The 20992-nt window shown below is 70.9% G+C and carries 15 protein-coding genes; 8 read left to right on the top strand and 7 right to left on the bottom strand.

Features of this window, described 5'->3' with window-relative positions; genetic code table 11:
- Positions 1-323: 323 nt before the first annotated feature.
- The gene (locus KALB_RS12045; protein WP_030111117.1) at positions 324-1085 is read right to left on the bottom strand and encodes an AraC family transcriptional regulator; all 762 of its coding nucleotides are present in this window, start codon (positions 1083-1085) and stop codon (positions 324-326) included.
- 55 nt (positions 1086-1140) lie between these two features.
- On the opposite strand from KALB_RS12045, the gene KALB_RS12040 reads away from it, so the two are divergent.
- Genes KALB_RS12040 through KALB_RS12030 form a run of 3 tightly spaced genes read left to right on the top strand, consistent with a single transcriptional unit; the run spans position 1141 to position 5772 of the window.
- Entirely contained in the window at positions 1141-1719 is a 579-nt protein-coding gene (locus tag KALB_RS12040; protein ID WP_025355967.1) for a class I SAM-dependent methyltransferase, read from the top strand.
- A gap of 11 nt (positions 1720-1730) precedes the next feature.
- Entirely contained in the window at positions 1731-2153 is a 423-nt protein-coding gene (locus KALB_RS12035) for a MarR family winged helix-turn-helix transcriptional regulator (RefSeq protein ID WP_025355966.1), read from the top strand.
- Positions 2146-5772, top strand: a complete 3627-nt coding sequence (locus tag KALB_RS12030) for an ABC transporter ATP-binding protein (RefSeq protein WP_025355965.1) — start codon at positions 2146-2148, stop codon at positions 5770-5772. The genes KALB_RS12035 and KALB_RS12030 overlap by 8 nt, the downstream gene beginning before the upstream one ends.
- Here the strand turns inward: KALB_RS12030 and KALB_RS12025 are convergent.
- The 4 genes from KALB_RS12025 to KALB_RS12015 form a co-directional block, all read right to left on the bottom strand.
- Complete coding sequence (locus tag KALB_RS12025; protein WP_025355964.1) at positions 5762-7624, bottom strand: glycoside hydrolase; 1863 nt, start codon at positions 7622-7624, stop codon at positions 5762-5764. The two genes, KALB_RS12030 and KALB_RS12025, sit on opposite strands and share 11 nt — an antisense overlap.
- Before the next feature lie 9 nt (positions 7625-7633).
- Positions 7634-8611 carry a hypothetical protein gene (locus tag KALB_RS12020; RefSeq protein WP_025355963.1) on the bottom strand — a complete coding sequence of 326 codons (978 nt, stop codon included), beginning with the start codon at positions 8609-8611 and terminating at the stop codon, positions 7634-7636.
- A 332-nt stretch (positions 8612-8943) separates the two neighbouring features.
- Positions 8944-9987 (bottom strand): glycoside hydrolase family 88 protein, encoded by a 1044-nt coding sequence (locus KALB_RS43810; RefSeq protein WP_025355962.1) that lies wholly within the window; start codon positions 9985-9987, stop codon positions 8944-8946.
- Positions 9984-12353, bottom strand: coding sequence for a hypothetical protein (locus KALB_RS12015; protein ID WP_051913334.1), 2370 nt, complete (start codon positions 12351-12353; stop codon positions 9984-9986). The genes KALB_RS43810 and KALB_RS12015 overlap by 4 nt, the downstream gene beginning before the upstream one ends.
- A gap of 183 nt (positions 12354-12536) precedes the next feature.
- Between KALB_RS12015 and KALB_RS12010 the strand changes: the two genes are divergently transcribed.
- The 3 genes from KALB_RS12010 (at position 12537) to KALB_RS12000 (ending at position 16718) form a co-directional block, all read left to right on the top strand.
- On the top strand, positions 12537-13691 hold the full coding sequence (locus KALB_RS12010; RefSeq protein ID WP_030111119.1) for an EfeM/EfeO family lipoprotein: 1155 nt from the start codon (positions 12537-12539) through the stop codon (positions 13689-13691).
- 229 nt (positions 13692-13920) lie between these two features.
- Entirely contained in the window at positions 13921-15108 is a 1188-nt protein-coding gene (gene efeB, locus KALB_RS12005) for an iron uptake transporter deferrochelatase/peroxidase subunit (protein ID WP_025355960.1), read from the top strand.
- A gap of 20 nt (positions 15109-15128) precedes the next feature.
- The gene (locus KALB_RS12000) at positions 15129-16718 is read left to right on the top strand and encodes a phospholipase C (protein ID WP_025355959.1); all 1590 of its coding nucleotides are present in this window, start codon (positions 15129-15131) and stop codon (positions 16716-16718) included.
- A 123-nt stretch (positions 16719-16841) separates the two neighbouring features.
- On the opposite strand, the gene KALB_RS11995 is transcribed toward KALB_RS12000, so the two are convergent.
- The gene (locus KALB_RS11995; RefSeq protein WP_025355958.1) at positions 16842-17768 is read right to left on the bottom strand and encodes an N-acetylglucosamine kinase; all 927 of its coding nucleotides are present in this window, start codon (positions 17766-17768) and stop codon (positions 16842-16844) included.
- Positions 17769-17878: 110 nt separating this feature from the next.
- Between KALB_RS11995 and KALB_RS11990 the strand changes: the two genes are divergently transcribed.
- Both KALB_RS11990 and KALB_RS11985 read left to right on the top strand, forming a co-directional pair.
- Positions 17879-18721 (top strand): MurR/RpiR family transcriptional regulator, encoded by an 843-nt coding sequence (locus tag KALB_RS11990; RefSeq protein ID WP_236650239.1) that lies wholly within the window; start codon positions 17879-17881, stop codon positions 18719-18721.
- Positions 18722-18907: 186 nt separating this feature from the next.
- Positions 18908-20749, top strand: coding sequence for an ABC transporter ATP-binding protein (locus KALB_RS11985; protein WP_030108516.1), 1842 nt, complete (start codon positions 18908-18910; stop codon positions 20747-20749).
- Here the strand turns inward: KALB_RS11985 and KALB_RS11980 are convergent.
- Positions 20746-20979 (bottom strand): hypothetical protein, encoded by a 234-nt coding sequence (locus KALB_RS11980; protein WP_025355955.1) that lies wholly within the window; start codon positions 20977-20979, stop codon positions 20746-20748. The two genes, KALB_RS11985 and KALB_RS11980, sit on opposite strands and share 4 nt — an antisense overlap.
- Positions 20980-20992: the final 13 nt, after the last annotated feature.

Genomic DNA, 20992 nt, shown 5'->3' with positions numbered 1-20992 from the left:
AAATCGAATGGTGTTCTGCTCACTTCGATTGCCCTCAACCGGAAAGACGTTCACGACGGCAGCACGATGCTTTCCTGTGGCCTCATACACTTCAAGGCAACCTGACGGTGCCTCACACGTCACAGGCAAGGATGGCGTTGGGACACAGAAAAGCGCCGGAATACCCGCAGCGGCATGCCGGTAAACCGCGAATTCCCAAGACGGGCACCAACGGGCAGCGCAGCGCCGAATTCCCGGGCAATGATCAACCTGTCGACGTCATCGGTTCCGGGCACCACTGCCGCCGTCGACGGCGTCCTTGCCAACCTCTGACACCGGCCCGGCTACTGGCCCGCTCCCGCGAAGTACGCGCCCGGCGTGACCCCGGTCGCCCGGCGGAACGCGGCGACGAAGGCGCTGGGCGTGGCGTAACCGACCCGGTGCGCCACGACGGACACCGGCAGCCCGTCGGCCAGCAGGGGCAGGGCGGCCCGCAGGCGGAGCTGGGTGCGCCAGCGGCCGAAGGTCAGCCCGGTCTCGGCGAGGAAAATCCGCGCGAGGGTCCGGCCGCTGGCACCGACCTGTCGGCCCCACTCGGCCAGTTCACGGCCATCGGCGGGATCGGTCTCCAGCTCGCGCTGGATCCGCACGGCGCGGGCTTCGCGTGGTTCGGGCACCTCGATCGTGGCCACGGGCATGGGGTGCAGCAGGTCGAACACCACGGCGTCGGCGCGGGCGCGGGCGTCCTCGGGCAGTTCGGGGCGGGCCAGGTGGCGGATCAGCTCACCGAGCAGCCCGCCGACGGCCACCACGGTCGGCTCGGTCCACCGCAGCGGGCAGGTCCGCGGGGCGAAGTACAGGCTGCGCATGGTCGCCAGGCTGGCCGCCGCCGTGCGGTGCCGCACCCCGGCCGGGATCCACAGCGCCCGGCTGGGCGGCAGCAGCCACGCGGCCTCGCCGATGTGCACGGTCAGCATGCCGCTGGCGGCCCAGGCGAACTGGTGCATCGGGTGCTCGTGCCAGTCGAAGACCTCACCGCGCGGCATGGTCAGGGCGGCGATCACGATCGCCCCGGGCACGGAGATGACTTGTCCTTCTGGCGACATCAGTTGTCACTCTACTCTGTGGCGGCCACCCCACCGGCTCCCTAACGTCAGTGCCATGCCGATGAACCTGGTCCACCGCAAGCTGTGCAGTTCTCAGTACTGGGCCCGGGCCGTGGAGAAGCACGGCATGCCGTGGGCGCTGGACGGGGTGCCGCTCGGCGCGCACGTGCTCGAGATCGGCCCGGGTTTCGGCGCCACCACAAGGGTTCTGCGCAAGCGGGTGGCCAGGTTGACCGCTGTGGAGGTGGACGAGGCCTCCACCGAGCAGCTGCGCGCGGAGTTCGGCGACACCGTGCGCGTGCTGCACGGGGACGGCGCCGACCTGCCGTTGCCGGACAACGAGTTCGACTCCGTCGTGTGCTTCACGATGTTGCACCACGTGCCCTCGCCCGCGCTTCAGGACAGGTTGTTCGCCGAGGCCCAGCGCGTGCTGCGGCCCGGCGGGGTGTTCGCCGGTTCGGACAGCCGCACCAGCTTCCTGTTCCGCCAGCTGCACCGGGGCGACACGATGGTCATGGTCGAGCCCGGCGGGCTGCCCGACCGGCTGCTCTCCGCCGGGTTCGAGGGTGTGTCCGTGCTGGCCAAGCCGGGCGCGTTCCGATTCAGCGCGCGCAAACCAGTTAGTACGCTGTAGCGTACTATCCCGTGGCGCGGGACGAGTCGGTACGACAGATCAGATCAGCGGTGGTGCGGCTGGCGCGGCGCCTGCGGGCGGAGCGGCCCGCCGACGCGCTGTCCGGGACGAAGATCAGCGTGCTGGCCTCGCTGCTGCGCAACGGGACGCTCAGCGCGGGTGACCTGGCCCAGTTGGAGCGGTTGCAGCCGCAGTCGCTGACCCGCGTGCTGGCCTCGTTGCAGGCGGACGGCCTGGTGACACGGAGCCGCGACCCGCTGGACCGCAGGCAGTCGGTCATCGGGCTGACCGAGGCGGGGCTGGCCGCGCTCTCGGCCGACATGCAGGCCCGGGAGCGCTGGCTGGCCAAGGCGATGGACGTGGAGCTCAGCCAGGACGAACGCGCGCTGCTGGCCAGGGCGGCCGAACTGATGGACCGGCTGGCCGATGGCTGAGCCCCGCACCGGCTGGGTGCGCCGGATCCTGCCGCTGCTGCGCGAACGCCGGACCAGCCTCGCGCTGACCTTCGGCGCGGCCGTGCTCGGTGCGCTGCTGGCCGCCACCACGCCGATCATCGAACGGCACCTGGTCGACGAGGTGATCGTCGCGCACCGCTCGCCACTGGCACCCTGGCTCGGCGCACTGGTGCTGATCGGCGTGCTGACCTTCTTCGCCTCGCGGACCCGTCGCTACCACGCGGCCAAGGTGGTGCTGGAGGTCCAGTACCACGTGCGCAACGCGGTGCACGAGCAGTTGCAGCGCCTGGACGTGGCCAGTCACCAGGCGATGCCCACCGGGCAGCTGGTCTCCCGCATCACCTCCGACGCGGGCGTGATGGTCCGGGTGCTGTCCTACCTGCCCTCGTTGAGCAGCAACGTGTTGCTCATGATCGTCTCGTTCGTGGTCATGCTGGTGCTCTCCCCGTTGCTCGCCATGATCAGCGTACTGGTGGTGCCCGCACTGGTGTTCGTGGTGCACCGCATGAGGTTACGCGTTCGACCGGCCACTTGGGACAGTCAGCAGCGGTCCGCCGAGGTGGTGCAGGCCGTCACGCAGACCGTGTCGGGGATCCGCGTGGTCAAGGCGTTCGGCCAGGAACAGCGCGAACTGGAGCGATTCCTGGAAGCGAGCCAGCACCTGTACGGATCACGCATCCGCACCGTGCGGTTGCAGGCCCGCTACCAGCCGCTGCTACAGGCGATCCCGGCGGTCGGGCAGGTGCTGCTACTCGGGCTGGGCGGCTGGCTCGCGCTGCACCAGCAGATCACCATCGGCACGTTCCTGGCCTTCGCCACCTACCTGGCGCAGTTGATCGGCCCCGCGCAGATGTTCGCCGCGATGATCAGCGCCACGCAGCGCGCGGGCATCTCCGCCGGAAGGATCTTCGACCTGCTCGACTCGGTGCCCGCGGTGGTGGACAGGCCGGACGCGGAACCCCTGCCGCCACTGGCGGGCGAGGTCGAGCTGGACGGGGTGCGGTTCGGCTACCTGTCCAGCGAACCGGTGCTGGACGGGTTCAGCCTGCGCGTCAGGCCAGGCGAAACCGTTGCGCTGGTCGGCACTTCCGGTTCCGGCAAGTCCACAGTGGCCATGATGCTGGCGCGCTTCCACGACACTCAGGCCGGAACCGTGCGCGTGGACGGCGTCGACGTTCGTGACGTCACGGTCGATTCCTTGCGCAGCCAGGTCAGCATGGTGTTCGAGGAGAGCTTCTTGTTCTCTGACACGGTGGCCGCCAATATCGGCTATGGCCGCCCTGACGCCAGCGAGTCGGAGGTCGAACAGGCCGCCAAAGCCGCCGAGGCACACCAGTTCATCAGCGAGCTGCCGCAGGGCTACCAGACGCTGGTCGGCGAGCGCGGCATCACCCTGTCGGGCGGACAGCGGCAGCGGATCGCGCTGGCCAGAGCACTGCTGACGGACCCGCGCATCCTCGTGCTCGACGACGCCACCAGCGCCGTGGACGCGAAGGTGGAGGAGGGCATCCACGCCACGCTGCGCGAGGTCATGCGGCACCGGACCACGATCCTGGTGGCACACCGCAGGTCCACGCTCCGCCTGGCCGACCGCATCGCGGTGGTGGATCAGGGCCGCGTCGTCGACGAGGGCAGTCACGAGGAGCTGATGGCGCGCAGCCCGCTCTACAGGCGGCTGCTCTCCGGCACCAGCGAGGACTACGAACTTCTGTCCGAAGTGGACGAAACCCCGGATTCCGCTTGGCAGAGTGATGTCGAGGGCGCCAAGCGCAAGCGTCTGTCCATCATGGAGTCGCCGCCGGAGATGCTGGCCGGTGCGGCGAAGCTGCCGCCCGCCGACGACCGCGCCGAGATCGACATGACCGACCTGGCCATCGGCCGGTTCTCCTTCCGCGCCTTCGTCTGGCAGCACCGGGGCGCACTGGCGCTCGGCCTGCTGCTGGTGCTGCTGGACACGGCGGCCACCGTGGCGGGCCCGTACCTGTCCCGCGAGGGCATCGACAACGGCGTGCTGTCCGGCTCCGCGCCAGCACTCTTCCTGTCCACGGCGCTGTTCCTCGGCGCGGTCCTGGTCGACCTGGTGGTGTCCGTCGCCTCCACCCTGGTCACCGGCAGGACCGGGGAACGCCTGCTGCTGACGATCAAGGTCCGGGTGTTCCGGCACCTGCTGCGGCTGCCGATCTCCTTCTACGACAGGGAGATGACCGGTCAGGTCATGACCCGCATGACCACCGACGTGGACGCGTTCTCCGCCCTGTTGCAGAACGGCTTGCTCAACGCGGCGGCCAGCGTGCTGACCTTCGTCGGCATCGCCGTGGCCATGTCGCTGATGAACGTGCAGCTGACCTTGGTCGCCTCGGCGGTGCTGATCCCGTTGCTGCTGGCCACCACCGTGTTCCGCCGCAGGACCAAGCACAGCTACGTGGCCGCCCGCGAGCGCATCTCCGACGTGAACGCAAGCCTCCAGGAGAGCCTGTCGGGCATCCGCGAGTCGCAGGCGCTGGGACAGCAGGGCCGCAGGCAGGGCCAGTTCAAGCGGCTCACCCGCGGCTACCTGGACGCCAGGATGGCCGCGCAGCGACTGATCGCCACGTACTTCCCGTTCCTGGAGTTCCTGTCCGACCTGGCCGCAGCACTGGTGCTCGGCGCGGGCTACGTGCTGATCGGATCCGGGCAGCTGACCGCGGGTGAGCTGATCGCGTTCCTGCTCTACCTCGGCCTGTTCTTCTCCCCCGTCCAACAGCTGTCGGGCGTGTTCGACGACTGGCAGCAGGCCAAGGTCTCACTGGTCCGGATCAACGAACTGCTCACCGAACAGGACCTCACCCCGCCCGCTGACAAGCCGATCACCCTCGGCCGTCCGCGCGGAGAACTGGCCATGCGCGGCGTGCGCTTCACCTACCCCGGACAGGACGAGGAGGTGCTGCGCGGGGTCGACCTTGCTGTTCACGCGGGCGAAACCGTTGCCCTGATCGGGGAAACCGGAGCAGGCAAGTCCACTGTGGTCAAACTGCTGGCGCGCCTGCACGACCCGGACTCCGGCGCCGTCCTGCTCGACGGGGTGGACCTGCGCGAGCTGGAGCAGACCGGCTTCCGCCGTCAGGTCGGCTACGTGCCGCAGGAGGCGTTCCTGTTCGCGGGCACGATCCGGGACAACCTGGCGTACGGCCGCCCGGAGGCCACCGACGCCGAGGTGGAGGCCGCGGCACGGGTCATCGGCGCGCACGAGTTCATCGCCCGCCTGCCCGGCGGCTACCTGCACGAGGTCGCCGAACGGGGCAGTTCCCTGTCGGCGGGCCAGCGGCAGCTGCTGTGCCTGGCCCGGGCCGAACTGGTCGACCCGGCGATCCTGCTGCTGGACGAGGCGACGGCGAACCTCGACCTGGCAACGGAAGCCGTCGTGTCGGCGGCGATGTCCGCGGTGGCCCGGCGGCGCACCACGGTGCTGATCGCCCACCGCCTGCAGAGCGCCCGCACCGCTGACCGGATCATCGTGCTGGACCGCGGCCGGGTGCTGGCCGCGGGCACGCACGAGGAGTTGCTCGCCCAGAGCGAGCGGTACCGGGACCTGTGGCAGGCGTTCGCGGTCAGCCGGTAGCGTTGACCGTCCACCGGGTGTCGGCGCCGTGCGTCAACTGGGCGCCGTCACCCTTTCCCGTGAAGCCAACGAGTTTGCCGCTGCTGGCGTTGCGCAACCGACCATCGGCGAGGGTCCACGCCTGATTGGCCCCGCCATTGCAGCCGTACTGGATCACGACCGCACCATCGGCCAGGTCCAGGCACTTGCCGCTGTTGACCGACACCAGGCGGATCTGCCCGGAGCCCGCATCCTGCACGGTCCAGCGCTGGTTGGCCTCACCCGTGGTGTGGTACTGGATCGCCGCAGCACTGTCCGATGTGGACGCACCGCTGACGTCGATCGCGGACCCACTGGCCGCCGACTGCACCACGTAGTTGTGCCCGGCACGGACCTCGGTCGGCTGGCTGAACGTGAACGTGGTGATGCTGCGCGCGGGCAGGGTCGCCGACAGGGTGTTGTTGGCGTCCACAGTGGGCATTCCGACGGGCGCGAGGTCCTCGGTGGCCGAGGTCCGGTACGCGCCGGTAGGGGTGAGCTGCCCGTTGGTGGCCGCGAAGTGCAGCGGGAACTGGGTCGGCGCGGTGTTGTCGTTGATCGCGACGACCGTCCACTTGCCACCGTCCTCGAAGGCCACCGGCCAGACCCCGCCCGGCATGCCGCCGATCGGGAAGCGCAGCGCGCCCGGTCTGACGAACCGGCTGAAGTTCGCCAGCGCCCAGAACCTCTTCGTCACGTACAGGCTCTGGTTGCCGTTGCGGGCGTAGTTCTGGTCGTAGTAGATCAGGCCGTCGTTCCAGCCGTTGCCGTTGCTCCGGCCAGGGCAGCCGGGATCGGCCACCGGGTCGCAGCCCAGCACCGGGGACAGGGCCGTCCACCAGTCGAACTGCGCGTCGTTGGCCTCGGTCAGGTCCTGGTGGATCAGGTCCGCCAGCCGCAGCCCGCCGTCGATACCCGGGTCGTAGCCCTGCCCCATGCCCTGGCCCTGCCCCTTGGAGCAGCAGATCTCCGTGGCCCACAGCGGTTTGCCGTAGTTGCGCGCGGTGCTGCGCAGGATGTTCATCGTGGCGTTGGTCGGGAAGTCGTAGGTGTGGTGCGCCAACGCGACCAGGTAGCGCTGGGTGCTGGCGTCCCCGGCCCACTGGGGCAGTTCGAAGATGTCCTGGAGGGCCCAGCTCGTCTCGTCCGCCAGCACCTGGGCGTCCGATCCGGCCTGCGCCAACGCCTTGCCCAGTGCCCGCACGATCGGGCCGCGCTGACCGGTGCTGGCCTGCATGCCCTCCTGCCCGCAGTCGGCGAAGCTGTTGTCCGGCTCGTTGAGCGGGCTCACCTCGGAGATGTGCACGCCCTGCTGGGCGAAGTGCGTGACCACGTCGGCGAGGAACCGCCCGTAGGCGTCCTCGTTGCCGGGGACGAGCCAGCCGCCGCAGCTCTTGCCGTTGTTGGTCCACACCGGCGGCGCGCTGTTCACGAACGCCTGTAGGTCCGACACCCCGTGCTGGGCCGCCAACTGGAGGAACGTGCTGCCGCCCGGATCCCTTGTCCAGTCGTAGGTCCCCGGGCTGACCAGCACGGTCTGCGGGGCGCGCGGCGGGTTCGTGACGCCAACTCCCCCGCCGCCCACGTTGTACCGGTACACGCTCAGTGCCAGTCCGCCTGGACCGAACAGCAGGTCGCCAACCCGTTGTTGGACGGCGGGGGCGAAGTGCGCGAGGTCGTTGACCCACCACGCGCCCGAGGCGCCGAAGCCCTGCACCGACTGTGCGGGCGTGCCCGACACCTCGGCCATCGACTGCGTCGCCGCTCCGGCGGGCGCCACCGTCGCGGCGACGAGCCCGATGATCACGGCCAGGTTCCTGATCGTGTTCCGCACGGCTCGACGTTAGGGGGTGGCGGGCGCCGTGGGCAGTGTCCCGGCCGTCTTTGTCCGGTACAGGACCGGGACCGTCGCCAGGAGCACTGCTCCGATCAGCGCAGCGAGCGCCGTCAGGGTCTGCCCGTCCGGGTGGATCAGGGACTGCCCGCGCAGCGCCTGCCACAGCGTCAGCCCGAACAGACCGGCGTAGCCACCGGCCGCGATCACCGTCAGGCGCGTGCGCACCGGCTCCGGGCGCAACCGGGGGAACCGCCTGGCCAGCAGGCCGAGCAGCAGCACGACCAGCGGCAGGGCGTTGAGCGCGTGGATGCCGAGGAAGTGCGGCACCCGCAGGTCCCCGCCGACCGTGCTCCAGTTCGTGATCGGCAGGCCCGGCCCACCGTCGGGCAGGCCGACCGAGTGTGCGCCGATCATGTCCACGTGCTGGTGCCCGGCCAGCGCCGCGCGCTGCTCCGGGGTCGGCTGCGTCATCAGGAAGGCCACCGCCATGCCCACCAACGCGGTGACCATGCCCAGCCGCAGCGCCCACCGCGTCGGCCCGTCCGCGAAGCGCTGCACCAGCAGAACGACCGCGACCACCAGGTTGGCCAGCCACAACGCCACGACCAGCCCTCCCATCACCCCGAACAGGGTCGCGTCGAAGGCAGTCCGGTTGTTGAAGTGGCTCGCCGTGCCCCGCGCCACCTGCAACAGGATCCCCGCCATCTCCGCCGCCCCCAGCGCGGCAATGATCGTGCCCAACCACCAGATCAGGCGCTTTCCCTTCTGCACCAGGGAGGTCATCCACGCCAGCGTGAGGCTGTAGACGCCCAGCGAGATGCCGAACTTGAACGGCTTGAGCCAGATCGACTCGTTTTCCAGCACCCGGTCGTCCAGCCCCATGCCCACCGCGGACACCACGGCGCACAGCACCATCAGCCCCGCGAAGACCACCAGCGGCCGGTGCCACCCCACCGCTCTGCGCGCCACACCCAGCACAGTCATGTCGCCCCTCCCCAACCCCATGTCAGCCGTCACCACCCTGCCCGCTCGGCGCGGGCCGCGGACCAGGTGGATCCCCGAGACGCACCCTGAGGACCGGGTCAGGGGGCTCAGGGTGGGACTCGGGTGCGGGTGGGACTCGGGCGGTCTTGGGCGGGACTCGCGTACCCCAGGGCGGGACTCGCGCACCCCGGAGCAGGACTCACGCGTTGCGGGCGGGACTCGCGCGTTGGTGGGCGGGACTCGGGTGCGGGTGGACGGGACTCGCGCACAGCTGCGCGGGACTCGCGCACCCCAGGACGGGACTCGCGCGCCCCAGGGCGGGACTCGCCGGGTCAGGGGGTGTGCAGGGCCTCGGCGTAGGCGTGCAGGGCGAGGCCCTGGCCCCAGGGCTGGATCCGGTCGTTGCGGATCACCGAGTAGCCGAACGGCACCAGTTGCAGCACCGTGCCCGCGCTCGTCCTGGTCAGGGTGCCGTCGGCGGCCACGTAGGCGTGCAGCCCGGCCACCGCCCGCCAGGCGCTGTCCAGCAACCGCTCGGACTCAAGTCCCAGCCGGGCGGCACGGAACATGGCGGCGGCGATACCCGCTGCGGCCGAGGTCTCCACGATGCCCCGCGTCTCGGGCTGCCCGTCGACGAGCACGTCCCAGACCCCGTGTTCGGGCTGCGCGCGGGCAAGCCCCAGCAACTGGGTCCGCACCAGTTCGGCGACCCGTTCGTCCTGGCTGACCTCGAGCAGCTCGACCCCGGCGAGCGCGGTCCACGCGTTGGCCCGGCCCCAGTAGCACCGAATGGTCCTGCCGTGGTGCGAGCCGTGGGCGTACAGGCCGGTGCCGGGGTCGCGCAGCACCTCGGCGTGCAACACCAGTTGCCGCGCGGCGGCCTCGATCAGCTCGGGACGCCCCAAGTACCGTCCACAGTGGACAAGAAAGACTCCCGCCATGTACGCGGTGTCGGCCCACACCCCGCCGGGCCAGTGCTCGATGATCCCGGGCGCGGTGCGCTCCGCCAGCCAGGAGACGAGGTACTGGCAGGCGTTGGCGTACCAGGCTGATCCGGTCTCCGCGTACAGCCTGGCGCACAGCGCACCGGGGATCACCGCGTTGACGTGGTCCAGTTGCACACCCGCCCGCAGGTGCCGGTCCACGAACTCCCCGACGAACTGCGGGATCGGCTCACCGAGCGCGTCGGCGAGCCGCACGGCACCCAGCAGCGCCACGCCCTCGCCCCAGAACCACTGGTGCAGGTCCATCCGCTCGGTGCGCGCCAGGATCCGGCGCGCGGTGCCCGCGAGCACCTCGGGCGTCAGCGAGTCCCGGTCCACCGGCCGCAGCGGGCGCTCCGCCAGCGCCGCCTCACGCAGGTCAAGTCCGGTCACGGCCCGTCCCAGGTCAGTTCGTGCCCGCCACAGCTGACACCGTCCACAGTGAACTCCGGTTCGGGCAGTCCGGCCGCGAACTCCTCGAGCGGCCCGCTGCCGACAACGCACACCCAGGCCGTTCCCGTTCCACGGGGCCGCAACTCCTGGTACGCGTCGGGTCCGGTTCTCGTCAGGCGCGCGCCGCCCTCGGTGGCCAGGGCCACGCAGCCGTTGCCGCGACGACCGACCGTCCACGGGCCGCGCTGCGTCCACTCGTCCATTGTGGACGTCGGGAACCAGGCATGCGTGAAGCCCATCGGATCGTCCTCGGGAATGGTGTAGACCGCCAGCAGCAGCTCGCGGTGCTGCCGCACGCGGGGCAGGATCCTGTTGCCCGCCCAGGCGTTGGGCCGAGCGGAGGAACTGGTGGCGGAGTTCGCCGGGTGGTTGACGTACACCTGGGTCTCCGGGCCGAGCGTGGCGCCCCACACGTGCTCCTGCAGGCCGGGCAGCCCGCAGCGGTAGTCCTCCACGCTGGCGAGCATGACCTCGGGCGTCTTGTAGACCACGGTGTCCGCGGCGTAGGTCCGGGAGAGCAGGTCGTGGTGCTGCCGGTACTGGCCCTCGGAGTGCTGGCGCCCCAACCAGACCGACGGCAGCTGCGGCACGACGGGGATGCGGTACCGCCGCGCCAGGGCCAGGGCTGTCGCGGGCAGCACCGCGCTGTTCAACGCGCCGGTGCCCCAGCACAGCCACATGATCGGCGCGCTCTCCTCGAACCGCGAGGACCGCACCGGGTGCACGTAGGAACGACCGTGCGCGCAGCCGTGCACACCGCGCCAGGAGTTGGTCGCCAGCCGGAGCAACACCTTGTCCAGCAGCCGTGACGCCTCGCTCGCCAGGTCGGCGTCCTGGGTGAACTCGACGATCGAGACCAGTGCCAGCGTGTCGATGGCCAGGTAGGCGTTGGAGTCGAACTCGCTGAAGCCACCGGCGAGCTTGCGCGCGATCCACTCGCGGGCCAGCCCTGCGCCGTGCTCGGCGTGCCGTCTGCCAGTCCAACCGGTGTTGGCGAACACCTCCTCGGCCAGGTGCTCGCCGATCAGCAGTTCCGCGGTGTGCCACACCAACTGGTGGTTCTCGGTGAAGTAGCACATGGCGTCCAGCCCGGGCTGGTCGATCCAGTACTTGAAGCCCAGCAAGGACTTGACCGCGGTCTCGCGCAGACCTGCCGACCAGTTCGCCGCGGGCACCCGGTGCAGCAGGGTGACCAGGCCGACCGCCTCGAAGTCGGCGCAGTCCGCCCGGTTGTCGATCATCCACAGCGCCCTGGTCAGCGCCTGCTGCCCGACGTTCCCGGCGACCAGCGCGGTGGCGGTGCTCGGCGGGGTCCTGGCCACGTGCGCCAGCAGCTCGGCGCGCCACTGGTGTTGCGTACCAACGGGTTCCTCGCGGTGGGCGGCGGGCAGCACGGCCACCGGGAACTCGCGGAACACCGGTGAACGGTCGTCGTCCACGCTCACCCGCAGCACCACCTCGCCGCTGGCGAGCATGGAGGCCGAGCCGAGGTCCTGCCCCGCGTGCGAGTCGAGCCGGACCACCGCCCTACCCTCGGTGATCCGCACGACCTGGTCCCCGTTGACCCTCAGCACGGCGCCCTCCGGGCCGGTCAGCGGCACCGATCCGGTACGGGTGCCCCAACTCGGCGTGCCGACCGCCGACAGCAGCCGTTCGGCCCGCGCCGCGACCAGCTCGTCCGCGCCGGGACTGGGCAGCACGACCTGCACGGGCAGACCGCCCACGCGCAGCCGCAGCACGTGCCTGCACTCGCGGAAGCCCACCTGCCAGGAGGTCACGAGGACCGGGGTCGTTCCCGAGGGCAGCCACACGCGGACCTCGTGCTCGACCGGCTCCATGTAGCTGACCGTCGCGCTGTGGGCCACCAGCTCGCCGCCCACGTGCAGCAGGGTCGGGCCGGTGCCCGCCAGCCGCAGGGTGCGCCACTCGGCCTGGTCGACCTCCAGCGTGGTGGCGGCCACCGCGAACCGGTACTCGGGGGTGAAGCAGAACCGGCTCAGGTCCACCAGGCCGTCCGCGCCGGTGTGCACCCTACCGAGCTGTCCACTGTGGACCTGGCCGCTCGGGCTGGTGAACCGCACCGGCCCGCCCTCCACGACGAGGGGCTGTTCCGGGGCGGTCAGCGGGGCGGCCTGGTAAAGCCGTTCTTTGTACGGGGTGCAGTCGGGGCCGTTGGTGAGCACCCATCGGCCGTCCGCGCCCCACGGGGAACCCTCGGGATCCAGCCCGAGCTGCGTGACCGGCTCGGACCAGACCGGGCTCACCACCCAGTCGAGGACCGTGCCGCGACGGTCCAAGCGGTGCACGGTACGTCCTGAATGCCCCATTCGAACGCCTTTCGACGGGTAGAGCATCGGCAAGGAACTCGTCAAGCTGTTGGCCTGAAACAACGAACTCTGTGTGACCAGGAGGCCAATAGCGGTGACTCGCCCAGTCGCACCGCCTAGGATTCGGCGCGATAAGCAACAGTCCTCACCAGGAGCAACGCAGTGAGTCAGCGCAGGCCCGTGCTCGTGGTCACGGCTGTGGTAGCAGTGGTGGCGGCCGCCTTCGCCCTGGCTTTGCGGCCGTGGGAGTCCGGCAGCACCGAAACCGCGCGGGACTCGGAGATCACCGTGTCCACCGGGGGCTGCGGCTCCGGCTGGACGGACCCGCATCCGGGCAGGCAGACCTTCCAGCTGCACAACACCGGCTCGCAGTCCGCCGAGGTACAGCTGGTGGAGCTGCCCAGCGGCCGGGTGCACGGCGAGGTGGACGGGCTCGGGCCGGGTACGACCGCGCAACTGGACGTGCAGCTGGGGCCGGGCGACTACGCGTTCCGCTGCCTGCCCGACGAGGTGCACCCGGTCACCGGCTCGACCGTGCACGTCGGCGGCACGGGCGAGAGCGGGCCCGCGGTGGTGCCGGTGAGCCAGAACGACCTGCTGGGCGCGGTCCGCCAGTACCAGTCCGATGTCGCCACCGGCCTGGACGGGCTTGTTGCGAAGACCGCAACACTGCGCGCGGCGGTGGACGGCGGCAACCTGGACGCGGCGAAGGCGGCCTGGCTGCCCGCGCACCTGGCCTACAACCGGCTGGGTGCCGCCTACGGCACGTTCGGCGAGTTCGCGGCGAAGATCGACGGCGGGTTGGAGGGCCTGGCCGGGGGCGTGCACGACGAGTCCTTCTCGGGTTTCCACCGGCTGGAGCAGGGCCTGTGGCACGGGGAGTCCGCGGACGGCCTGCGCGCGGTGGCGGCCAAGCTGGAGCAGGACGTGCGCGGGCTGCGCGAGGACTTCCCGAACCAGCAGGTCGAGCCGAACGACCTGGGCCTGCGCGCACACGAGATCATGGAGAACGCCCTGCAGTTCGAACTGACCGGCGAGAACGACATGGGCAGCGGCACGACGCTGGCCACCGCCCTGGCCAACCTGGACGGCACCGCCGAGGTGCTCAAGGTGCTGGACCCGGTGCTGCGCCCGCGCTACGCCGGGCTGGCCGGGGTCACCGACTGGATGGGCCGGGTGCGCGAGCTGCTCACCGCCGCGGGGACCACCCCGGTCGGCGCCCTGGACCGGGCCGCCCGGCAGAAGATCAACGGCGCGGTGGGCGAGCTGCTGGAGCGGCTGGCCCCGGTCGCCGCGATCTGCGAGGTGCGGCGATGAGCGGGCTCGCGAGCGAACCATCAGACACAGCGCCCGCGCGAAGCGCTGCACCGAGCCCCAGCGAGGTGCGGCACGTGAGCGAGCTTGCGAGCGAACCATCAGACACAGCGCCCGCGCGAAGCGCTGCACCGAGCCCCAGCGAGGTGCGGCACGTGAGCGAGCTTGCGAGCGAACCATCAGACACAGCGCCCGCGCGAAGCGCTGCACCGAGCCCCAGCGAGGTGCGGCGATGAGCGGGTTGGGGCGCAGGTCCTTCCTGCGTGGCGCCCTGCTGGGTGCGGGCACGGCCGCTGTCGCGAGCGGGGCCACGGCCTCCGCGCGCAGCTCGGTCTCGGTGCCCTTCCACGGGGTGCACCAGGCGGGCATCACCACCCACCAGCAGCGCCAGGCCGTGTTCGCCGCCTTCGACGTGGTCACGGACAAGCGCGCCGAGCTGACTGATCTACTGCGCACGCTCACCGAGCGGGCCAGGCAGCTGACCGACGGCGGCACCTCCACCCCGGTGGGCATCACCGGCCCGCCCGCGGACTCCGGGGTGCTCGGCCCCGAGGCGCCGTCGGGTGACCTGACCGTCACGGTGGGCGTGGGCGCCTCGCTGTTCGACTCGCGCTTCGGGCTGGCCGACCGCAAGCCGTTGCGGCTCACCCCGATGCGCACGTTCCCCAACGACCACCTCGACGCCGAGCTGTGCCACGGGGACCTGAGCCTGCAACTGTGTGCCAGCGAGACCGACGTGGTGCTGCACGCGCTGCGCGACATCGCCCGGCACACCCGGGGCGCCATGCAGTTGCGCTGGCGGGTGGACGGGTTCGTCAGCCCGCCGCGGCCCACCGGCACCCCGCGTAACCTCATGGGCTTCAAGGACGGCACGGTCACGCCCGCCACCAGCGAGCACGACAAGCTGGTGTGGGTGCGGGGCGGCGGGGAGCCCGCGTGGACCGAGGGCGGCAGCTACCAGGTGCTGCGGGTGATCCGCATGCTGGTGGAGTTCTGGGACCGGGTCTCGGTCAGCGAGCAGGAGAACATGTTCGGCCGCAGGCGGGACAGCGGGGCGCCGCTGGACGGCACGCACGAGTTCGACGTGCCCGACTACGCCCAGGACCCGATGGGCGCGGCCATCCCGCTGACCAGCCACATCCGGCGGGCCAACCCGCGCACCCCCGAGACGGCCGACAGCCAGCCGCTGCGCAGGGCGTACAACTACGACCGCGGCACCGACCAGGTCGGCGACCTGGACATGGGCCTGGTGTTCTGCTGCTACCAGCAGGACCTGGCCAGGCAGTTCGAGGCCGTGCAGACCCGGCTGGCCGACGAACCGCTGGTGGACTACATCCGGCCGATCGGCGGCGGCTACTTCTTCGCGCTCCCCGGCGTGCGCGACGCCACGGACCACTTCGGACGGTCCCTGCTCACATGAAGGTTCCAGGAGGAGGAAAAGTGCGCTACCCACGCCGTGCGCTCGCGGTGACCGCACTCGCCGCGACCGGGCTGCTGCTGGCCGCCTGTGGTGGTGGCGGGAACCAGGCCGCGCCCCAGGCCGCCGAGGCCGCCAAGCCGACCACGCCCATCCAGCACGTGGTGGTGATCTTCGGCGAGAACATCTCGTTCGACCACTACTTCGGCACCTACCCGAAGGCGGCCAACACCGACGGCACGCCGTTCACCGCCAAGCCGGACACGCCGAAGGTCAACGGCCTGACCGAGGACCTGTTGACGCACAACCCCAACGCCTACCAGCCCAAGCGGCTGGCGCCCTCGCAGGCGATGACCTGCGACCAGGACCACGGCTACGGGCCGGAGCAGAAGGCCGCCAACGGCGGCAAGATGGACAAGTTCGTGGAGCACACCGAGAAGGACAAGTGCACCGGGCAGCCGGTGTTGTTCGGTGAGCCGGGCCTGGTGATGGACTACTACGACGGCAACACCGTCACCGCGATGTGGAACTACGCCCAGCACTACGCGTTGAGCGACAACTCGTTCAACACCGTGTTCGGGCCGTCCACCCCGGGTGCGATCAACCTGATCTCCGGCAACACGCACGGGGTCAAGGCGGTCAACCCCAAGAGCGGTGAGGACGTCACCGACACCTACGCCGTGCAGTCCCCCGACGCCCAGGGCACCGGCACGATGACCGAGGACCCGGACCCGGCCTTCGACGACTGCTCGAACAAGAACCACACCAGCAAGGACGCGCTCGCCTCGATGTCCGGGCGCAACATCGGTGACCTGCTCAACGCCCGCAACGTCACCTGGGGCTGGTTCCAGGGCGGGTTCAAGCCCACCGGGGAGAAGAACGGCTACCAGGTGTGCGGGGCCAAGCACGCCAACCTCGGCGGCAACCAGGTCGTGGACTACAGCCCGCACCACGAGCCGTTCCAGTACTACAAGTCCACGGCCAACCCCAAGCACCTGCCGCCCAGCTCGGTCGACAAGATCGGCTACACCGACCAGGCCAACCACCAGTACGACCTGAGCGACTTCGACGCCGCCGTGCAGGCCAACAAGCTGCCCTCGGTGAGCTTCCTGAAGGCACCGTCCTATCAGGACGCCCACGCGGCCAACTCCGACCCGATCGACGAGCAGCGCTTCGTGGTGGAGCAGATCAACAAGTTGCAGCGCTCCAAGGAGTGGGGCAGCACCGCGGTCGTGCTGGCCTACGACGACTCCGACGGCTGGTACGACCACGTCAAGCCGCCGATCGTCAACGGCTCCAAGGACTCCAAGCTGGACGACCCGGCCCTGTGCGGCGGCACCGAGGTCGCGGGCGGCTACCAGGACCGCTGCGGCTACGGCCCGCGCCTGCCCCTGCTGGTGATCTCCCCGTACAGCAAGGCCAACCACGTGGACCACACGCAGACCGACCAGACCTCGGTGCTGAAGTTCATCGAGGACAACTGGCAGACCGGGCGGATCGGCGACCACTCCTTCGACGAGCGCGCCGCGGGCATCGAGTCCATGTTCGACTTCGCCAAGCCGCACCCCGAACCGGTCATCCTCGACCCGAAGACCGGGGCCGTCACCGGCTGACCGGGACTCGCCAACCCCTGAGCGGGACTCGCCGATCAGTACCCGGCGAGTCCCGCTCTGCTACTCACGAGTCCCGCCCTGCCGAGCGCGAGTCCCGCTCTGGGGGGCGCGAGTCCCGCTCTGCTACTCGCGAGTCCCGCCCACCGGCCCGCCAACCCCGCTCAGCGCCAGCCTCGCCGCGCCCAGCGCCGTGTCCCCGGCCGGTCGCGCGGTGAGCCCGAACCGGTCCGCCAGCCCCGCGGTGACAAGTTCCGCGAGCGGGCCGGGGGCCAGCAGCACGCCACCAGCGAGCACCGCCCGCGTGTGACCGGCCGTCACGGGGTCGAGCGCGCCGACGGAGGCCAGCAACAGGTCAGCGGCTCGTCGGATGATCCGATCGGCCACCTCGTCCCCGGCCAGCGCGGCGCCGGTGACCAGCGGGGCCAGGCGGGCCAGTGCCAGCGGTGGGCGCCCGTAGGCAGCGGCGCGCAGGCCCTCCGAGGTCGGCGCCGCGACCAACTCCCCGGCCACCTCCGCCAGCAGCCGGGTCGGCGCGCCCCGCCCGTCCAGTGCCGCCAGCGCGGCGCGGACCGCCTGCCTGCCCAGCCAGAACCCCGACCCCGCGTCGCCCAGCAGCCAGCCGTCCCCGTCCACGTGCCGGATCTTGCGATGTGCTCGGATCTCCACGACCACCGCGCCGGTGCCCGCGATCAGCAGCACCCCGTCGGCCGCGCTCGTGCCCGCGGCGAAGGCCACCTCGCTGTCGGACACCAGCGTGCAGGCGCAGCCCAGCCCGAGCCGGCGGGCCAGTTCACCGAGTGCGCGGAGGAAGGGTTCACCGGACGTCGGGCCACCGGCCACCCCGAGCACACAAGCCGAGACCGACTCAGCCGGTACGGTGCCGATGGCCTGGCGCAGGGCGATCTCCAGTTGTGCAACAGCGTTTCCGATCCCGTGCGCCACCGGGTTGGCGCCGCCCGCCCGTCCGGTGCCCAGCACTTCACCGGAGGTCTGGACCAACACCGCCCTGGTGTGCGAGCCTCCGGCATCGACGCCGACCACGTGCCTCATGGGCGGAGTGTATGGACACCGGAGGTAATCGTGAAGAAGAATAACGAACTGTGCAGCCTGCTTTGAAAGTTATTCACGAAAACAGCGCGCGGCGCACCGTCGAGTCCCGGGTGCTCGGCCTGTTGCCCGTGCTCTCCCCCGCCGAGCGGAGGCTGGCCGAGGAGGTGCTGGCCAACCCGGCGGGCGTGGCCAGGTGCACCATCACCGAGCTCGCCAAGCGCTGCCGCACCTCGCGCACCTCGGTGACCCGGTTCTGCCGCGCCATCGGCCTGCCGGGCTACGCCGAGCTGCGTCTCGCGCTGGCCGCCGAGGTGGGCAGGGCCGAGTCCCAGGCCTGGGCCGAGGAGGTCGGCGGCGAGATCGGCCCGAACTCCACGGTGGACGCCGTGCTCACCTCGCTGGCGAAGGCCGAGGCCAGGGCGATCGAGCAGACGGCGGCCCAGGTGGACCGGGCCGCCATGGGCGCGGCGATCACCGCGCTGGCCGCCGCGCGCCGGGTGGACGTGTACGCGGTCAGCGGCAGCGCCTCGGTGGCCACCGACCTGCGACTGCGGCTGCACCGCATCGGACGGCCCGCCTCGCTGTGGACAGACGTGCACGACGCGCTCACCAGCGCCGCCCTGCTCGACGAGCGGGACGTGGCGCTGGCGGTGTCGCACTCGGGGCAGACCAGCGAGGTGGTCGAGGCACTGGAACTGGCGCACGCCAACGGGGCCCGCACGATCGCGGTGACGAACTTCCCGCGCTCACCGGTGGCCCTGGCCGCCGACCACGTACTGCTGACCTCGGCCAGGGAGACCCCCTTCCGCGCGGGCGGCATGTCCGGTCGGCACGCGCAGATGATCGTGCTGGACTGCCTGTACATCGGTGTCGCGCAACGCTCGCACGCCCAGGCCGAGCAGGCGATGACCCGGACCGCCGAAGCGGTGCGCGGGCACCTCAGGGCACACTGACGGTCCGGCACGGCGGGACTCGCGCACCGGAGAGCGGGACTCGCGCCCCCCAGGACGGGACTCGCGCTCGACAGGGCGGGACTCGCCGGGGGAATACGTGGGCGGCTCCCATGGTTCAGTGGGTTGACGGCCACCTCGGGGGGAGGCCGAGCGAACCGGAGGTGGACCGTGGACACGTGGATGCTCATGCGCGGGGCGATGAGCCGCGCCGAGGCGCCCGAACAGGTGCGGCGCGGCACGATGCGCCGAGTGCTGGAATTCGCCCGACCGCACTGGGGCAAGCTCGGGATCTTCCTCGGGCTGACCGTGGTGGACGCCCTGCTCGCCGTCAGCACCCCGGTGCTGGCCGGGCAGGTCGTGGACGCGATCATCAACAAGGCGGCGGTGAGCGCGGTGGTCGGCACCGCGGTGCTGATCGCCGTCCTGGCCGTGGTCGGCGCGCTGACCGGGCTGCTGGAGCGCTGGCAGTCCTCGCGCATCGGTGAGGGCCTGATCTACGACCTGCGCCGCGCGGTGTTCGAACACGTGCAGCGCATGCCGGTGGCTTTCTTCACCAGGACCAGGACCGGCGCCCTGGTGAGCAGGCTCAACAACGACGTGATCGGCGCGCAGCGCGCGTTCACCTCCTCGCTGTCCGGGCTGGTGACCAACCTGATCCAGCTCGCGCTGGCGCTGGGCGTCATGCTCACACTGTCCTGGCAGGTCACCGTGCTGGCACTGGTGCTGCTGCCCGCGTTCCTGTTGCCCGCCAGGCAGATGGGCAACCGGATGGCCGAGCTGGGCCGGGAGGCGGCCGGACTGAACGCGGGCATGACCACGCAGATGACCGAGCGCTTCTCCGCGCCGGGCGCCACCCTGGTCAAGCTGTTCGGGCGGCCCGCGGCCGAGGCCAAGGAGTTCGGCGAGAAGGCCGCGCGGGTCCGCGACATCGGCGTGCGCACGGCGATGGCCACCCGCTGGTTCCTCACCGGCATGACCCTGCTGCCCACACTGGCCCAGGCGCTGGTCTACGGGCTGGGCGGCTGGCTGGCGCTGACCGGCCAGCTCGCCGCGGGCACCGTCGTGACCCTGGCCCTGCTGCTGACCAGGCTCTACACCCCGCTGACCGCGCTGGCCAACGCCCGGGTGGACATCATGACCGCACTGGTGTCCTTCGAGCGGGTCTTCGAGATCCTGGACCTGCCGCCGATGATCGTCGAGAGCCCGAACCCGCACTCGGTGCCCGCCGGGGCGGTGTCGGTGGAGTTCGAGGACGTGCGCTTCAGCTACCCGGCCGCCGACCAGGTTTCCCTTGCCTCGCTGGAGGAAGTGGCCACCCTGGACACCCGTGGCGGCCAGGAGGTGTTGCACGGCATCAGCTTCAAGGCCGAGGCCGGTCAGCTCGTCGCGCTGGTCGGCTCCTCGGGCGCGGGCAAGTCCACGCTGGCCTCGCTGATCCCACGGCTGTACGACGTGGACTCCGGCGCCGTGCGCCTGTCCGATGTGGACATCCGGGACCTGGGCTTCGACTCGCTGCGGGAGACCGTCGGCGTGGTGACCCAGGACGGGCACCTGTTCCACGACACGATCGAGGCCAACCTGCGCTACGCCAGGCCACAGGCCAGCGAGCAGGAGCTGTGGGACGCCCTGCGCAGGGCCAGGCTGGAGGACCTGGTGCACAGCCTGCCGGACGGTCTGTCCACTGTGGTTGGTGAGCGGGGCTACCGGCTCTCCGGCGGCGAGCGCCAGCGGCTGACCATCGCCCGGCTGCTGCTGGCCAGGCCCCGCGTGGTGATCCTGGACGAGGCGACCGCACACCTGGACTCCGAGTCGGAGGTGGCCGTGCAGGCCGCGCTGACCGAGGCCCTGCACGGCCGCACCGCGCTGGTGATCGCGCACCGGCTGTCCACGATCCGGGCCGCCGACCAGATCCTCGTGGTGGAGGACGGCCGGATCGTGGAGCGCGGCACGCACGAGCAGCTGCTCGCCGCAGAGGGCCGCTACGCCGAGCTGTACCGCACCCAGTTCGCCCTCAAGGCGGCCGTCTAGGCCCGCTTCTTCAGCGCGTCCAGCCAGATGATCACCGCGACCGCGAACACGAGTACCAGCCCGGCCACGACCAGCGAGTACGGGTCGGGCAGGTACAGCGGCAGCGTGATCCAGGACCCGCCGTGACCGAAGATCTTGAACACGAACGGCAGGATCCCGCACTGGATGCCGATCCAGCCCGCGGCGATCTGCAGCACCTCGTTGGTCTGCTTGCTCATCTCCACCCCCATGGTTTTTATGGTG

This window comes from Kutzneria viridogrisea DSM 43870 (genome assembly GCF_000525635.1).
In the GTDB taxonomy this organism is placed as follows: Bacteria; Actinomycetota; Actinomycetes; order Mycobacteriales; family Pseudonocardiaceae; genus Kutzneria; species Kutzneria viridogrisea.
Note: the sequence above shows the minus strand (reverse complement) of the source record. Positions and strands in the feature narration are given on the sequence as shown.

Excerpts from the sequence above, each read along its gene's own strand:
- KALB_RS11985 (WP_030108516.1), top strand. The coding sequence starts at position 18,908 with ATGCGCGGGGCGATGAGCCGCGCCGAGGCGCCCGAACAGGTGCGGCGC.
- KALB_RS12045 (WP_030111117.1), bottom strand. The coding sequence starts at position 1,085 with ATGTCGCCAGAAGGACAAGTCATCTCCGTGCCCGGGGCGATCGTGATC.
- KALB_RS11995 (WP_025355958.1), bottom strand. The coding sequence starts at position 17,768 with ATGAGGCACGTGGTCGGCGTCGATGCCGGAGGCTCGCACACCAGGGCG.
- efeB (WP_025355960.1), top strand. The coding sequence starts at position 13,921 with ATGAGCGGGTTGGGGCGCAGGTCCTTCCTGCGTGGCGCCCTGCTGGGT.
- KALB_RS12020 (WP_025355963.1), bottom strand. The coding sequence starts at position 8,611 with ATGACTGTGCTGGGTGTGGCGCGCAGAGCGGTGGGGTGGCACCGGCCG.
- KALB_RS12030 (WP_025355965.1), top strand. The coding sequence starts at position 2,146 with ATGGCTGAGCCCCGCACCGGCTGGGTGCGCCGGATCCTGCCGCTGCTG.
- KALB_RS12040 (WP_025355967.1), top strand. The coding sequence starts at position 1,141 with ATGCCGATGAACCTGGTCCACCGCAAGCTGTGCAGTTCTCAGTACTGG.
- KALB_RS11980 (WP_025355955.1), bottom strand. The coding sequence starts at position 20,979 with ATGGGGGTGGAGATGAGCAAGCAGACCAACGAGGTGCTGCAGATCGCC.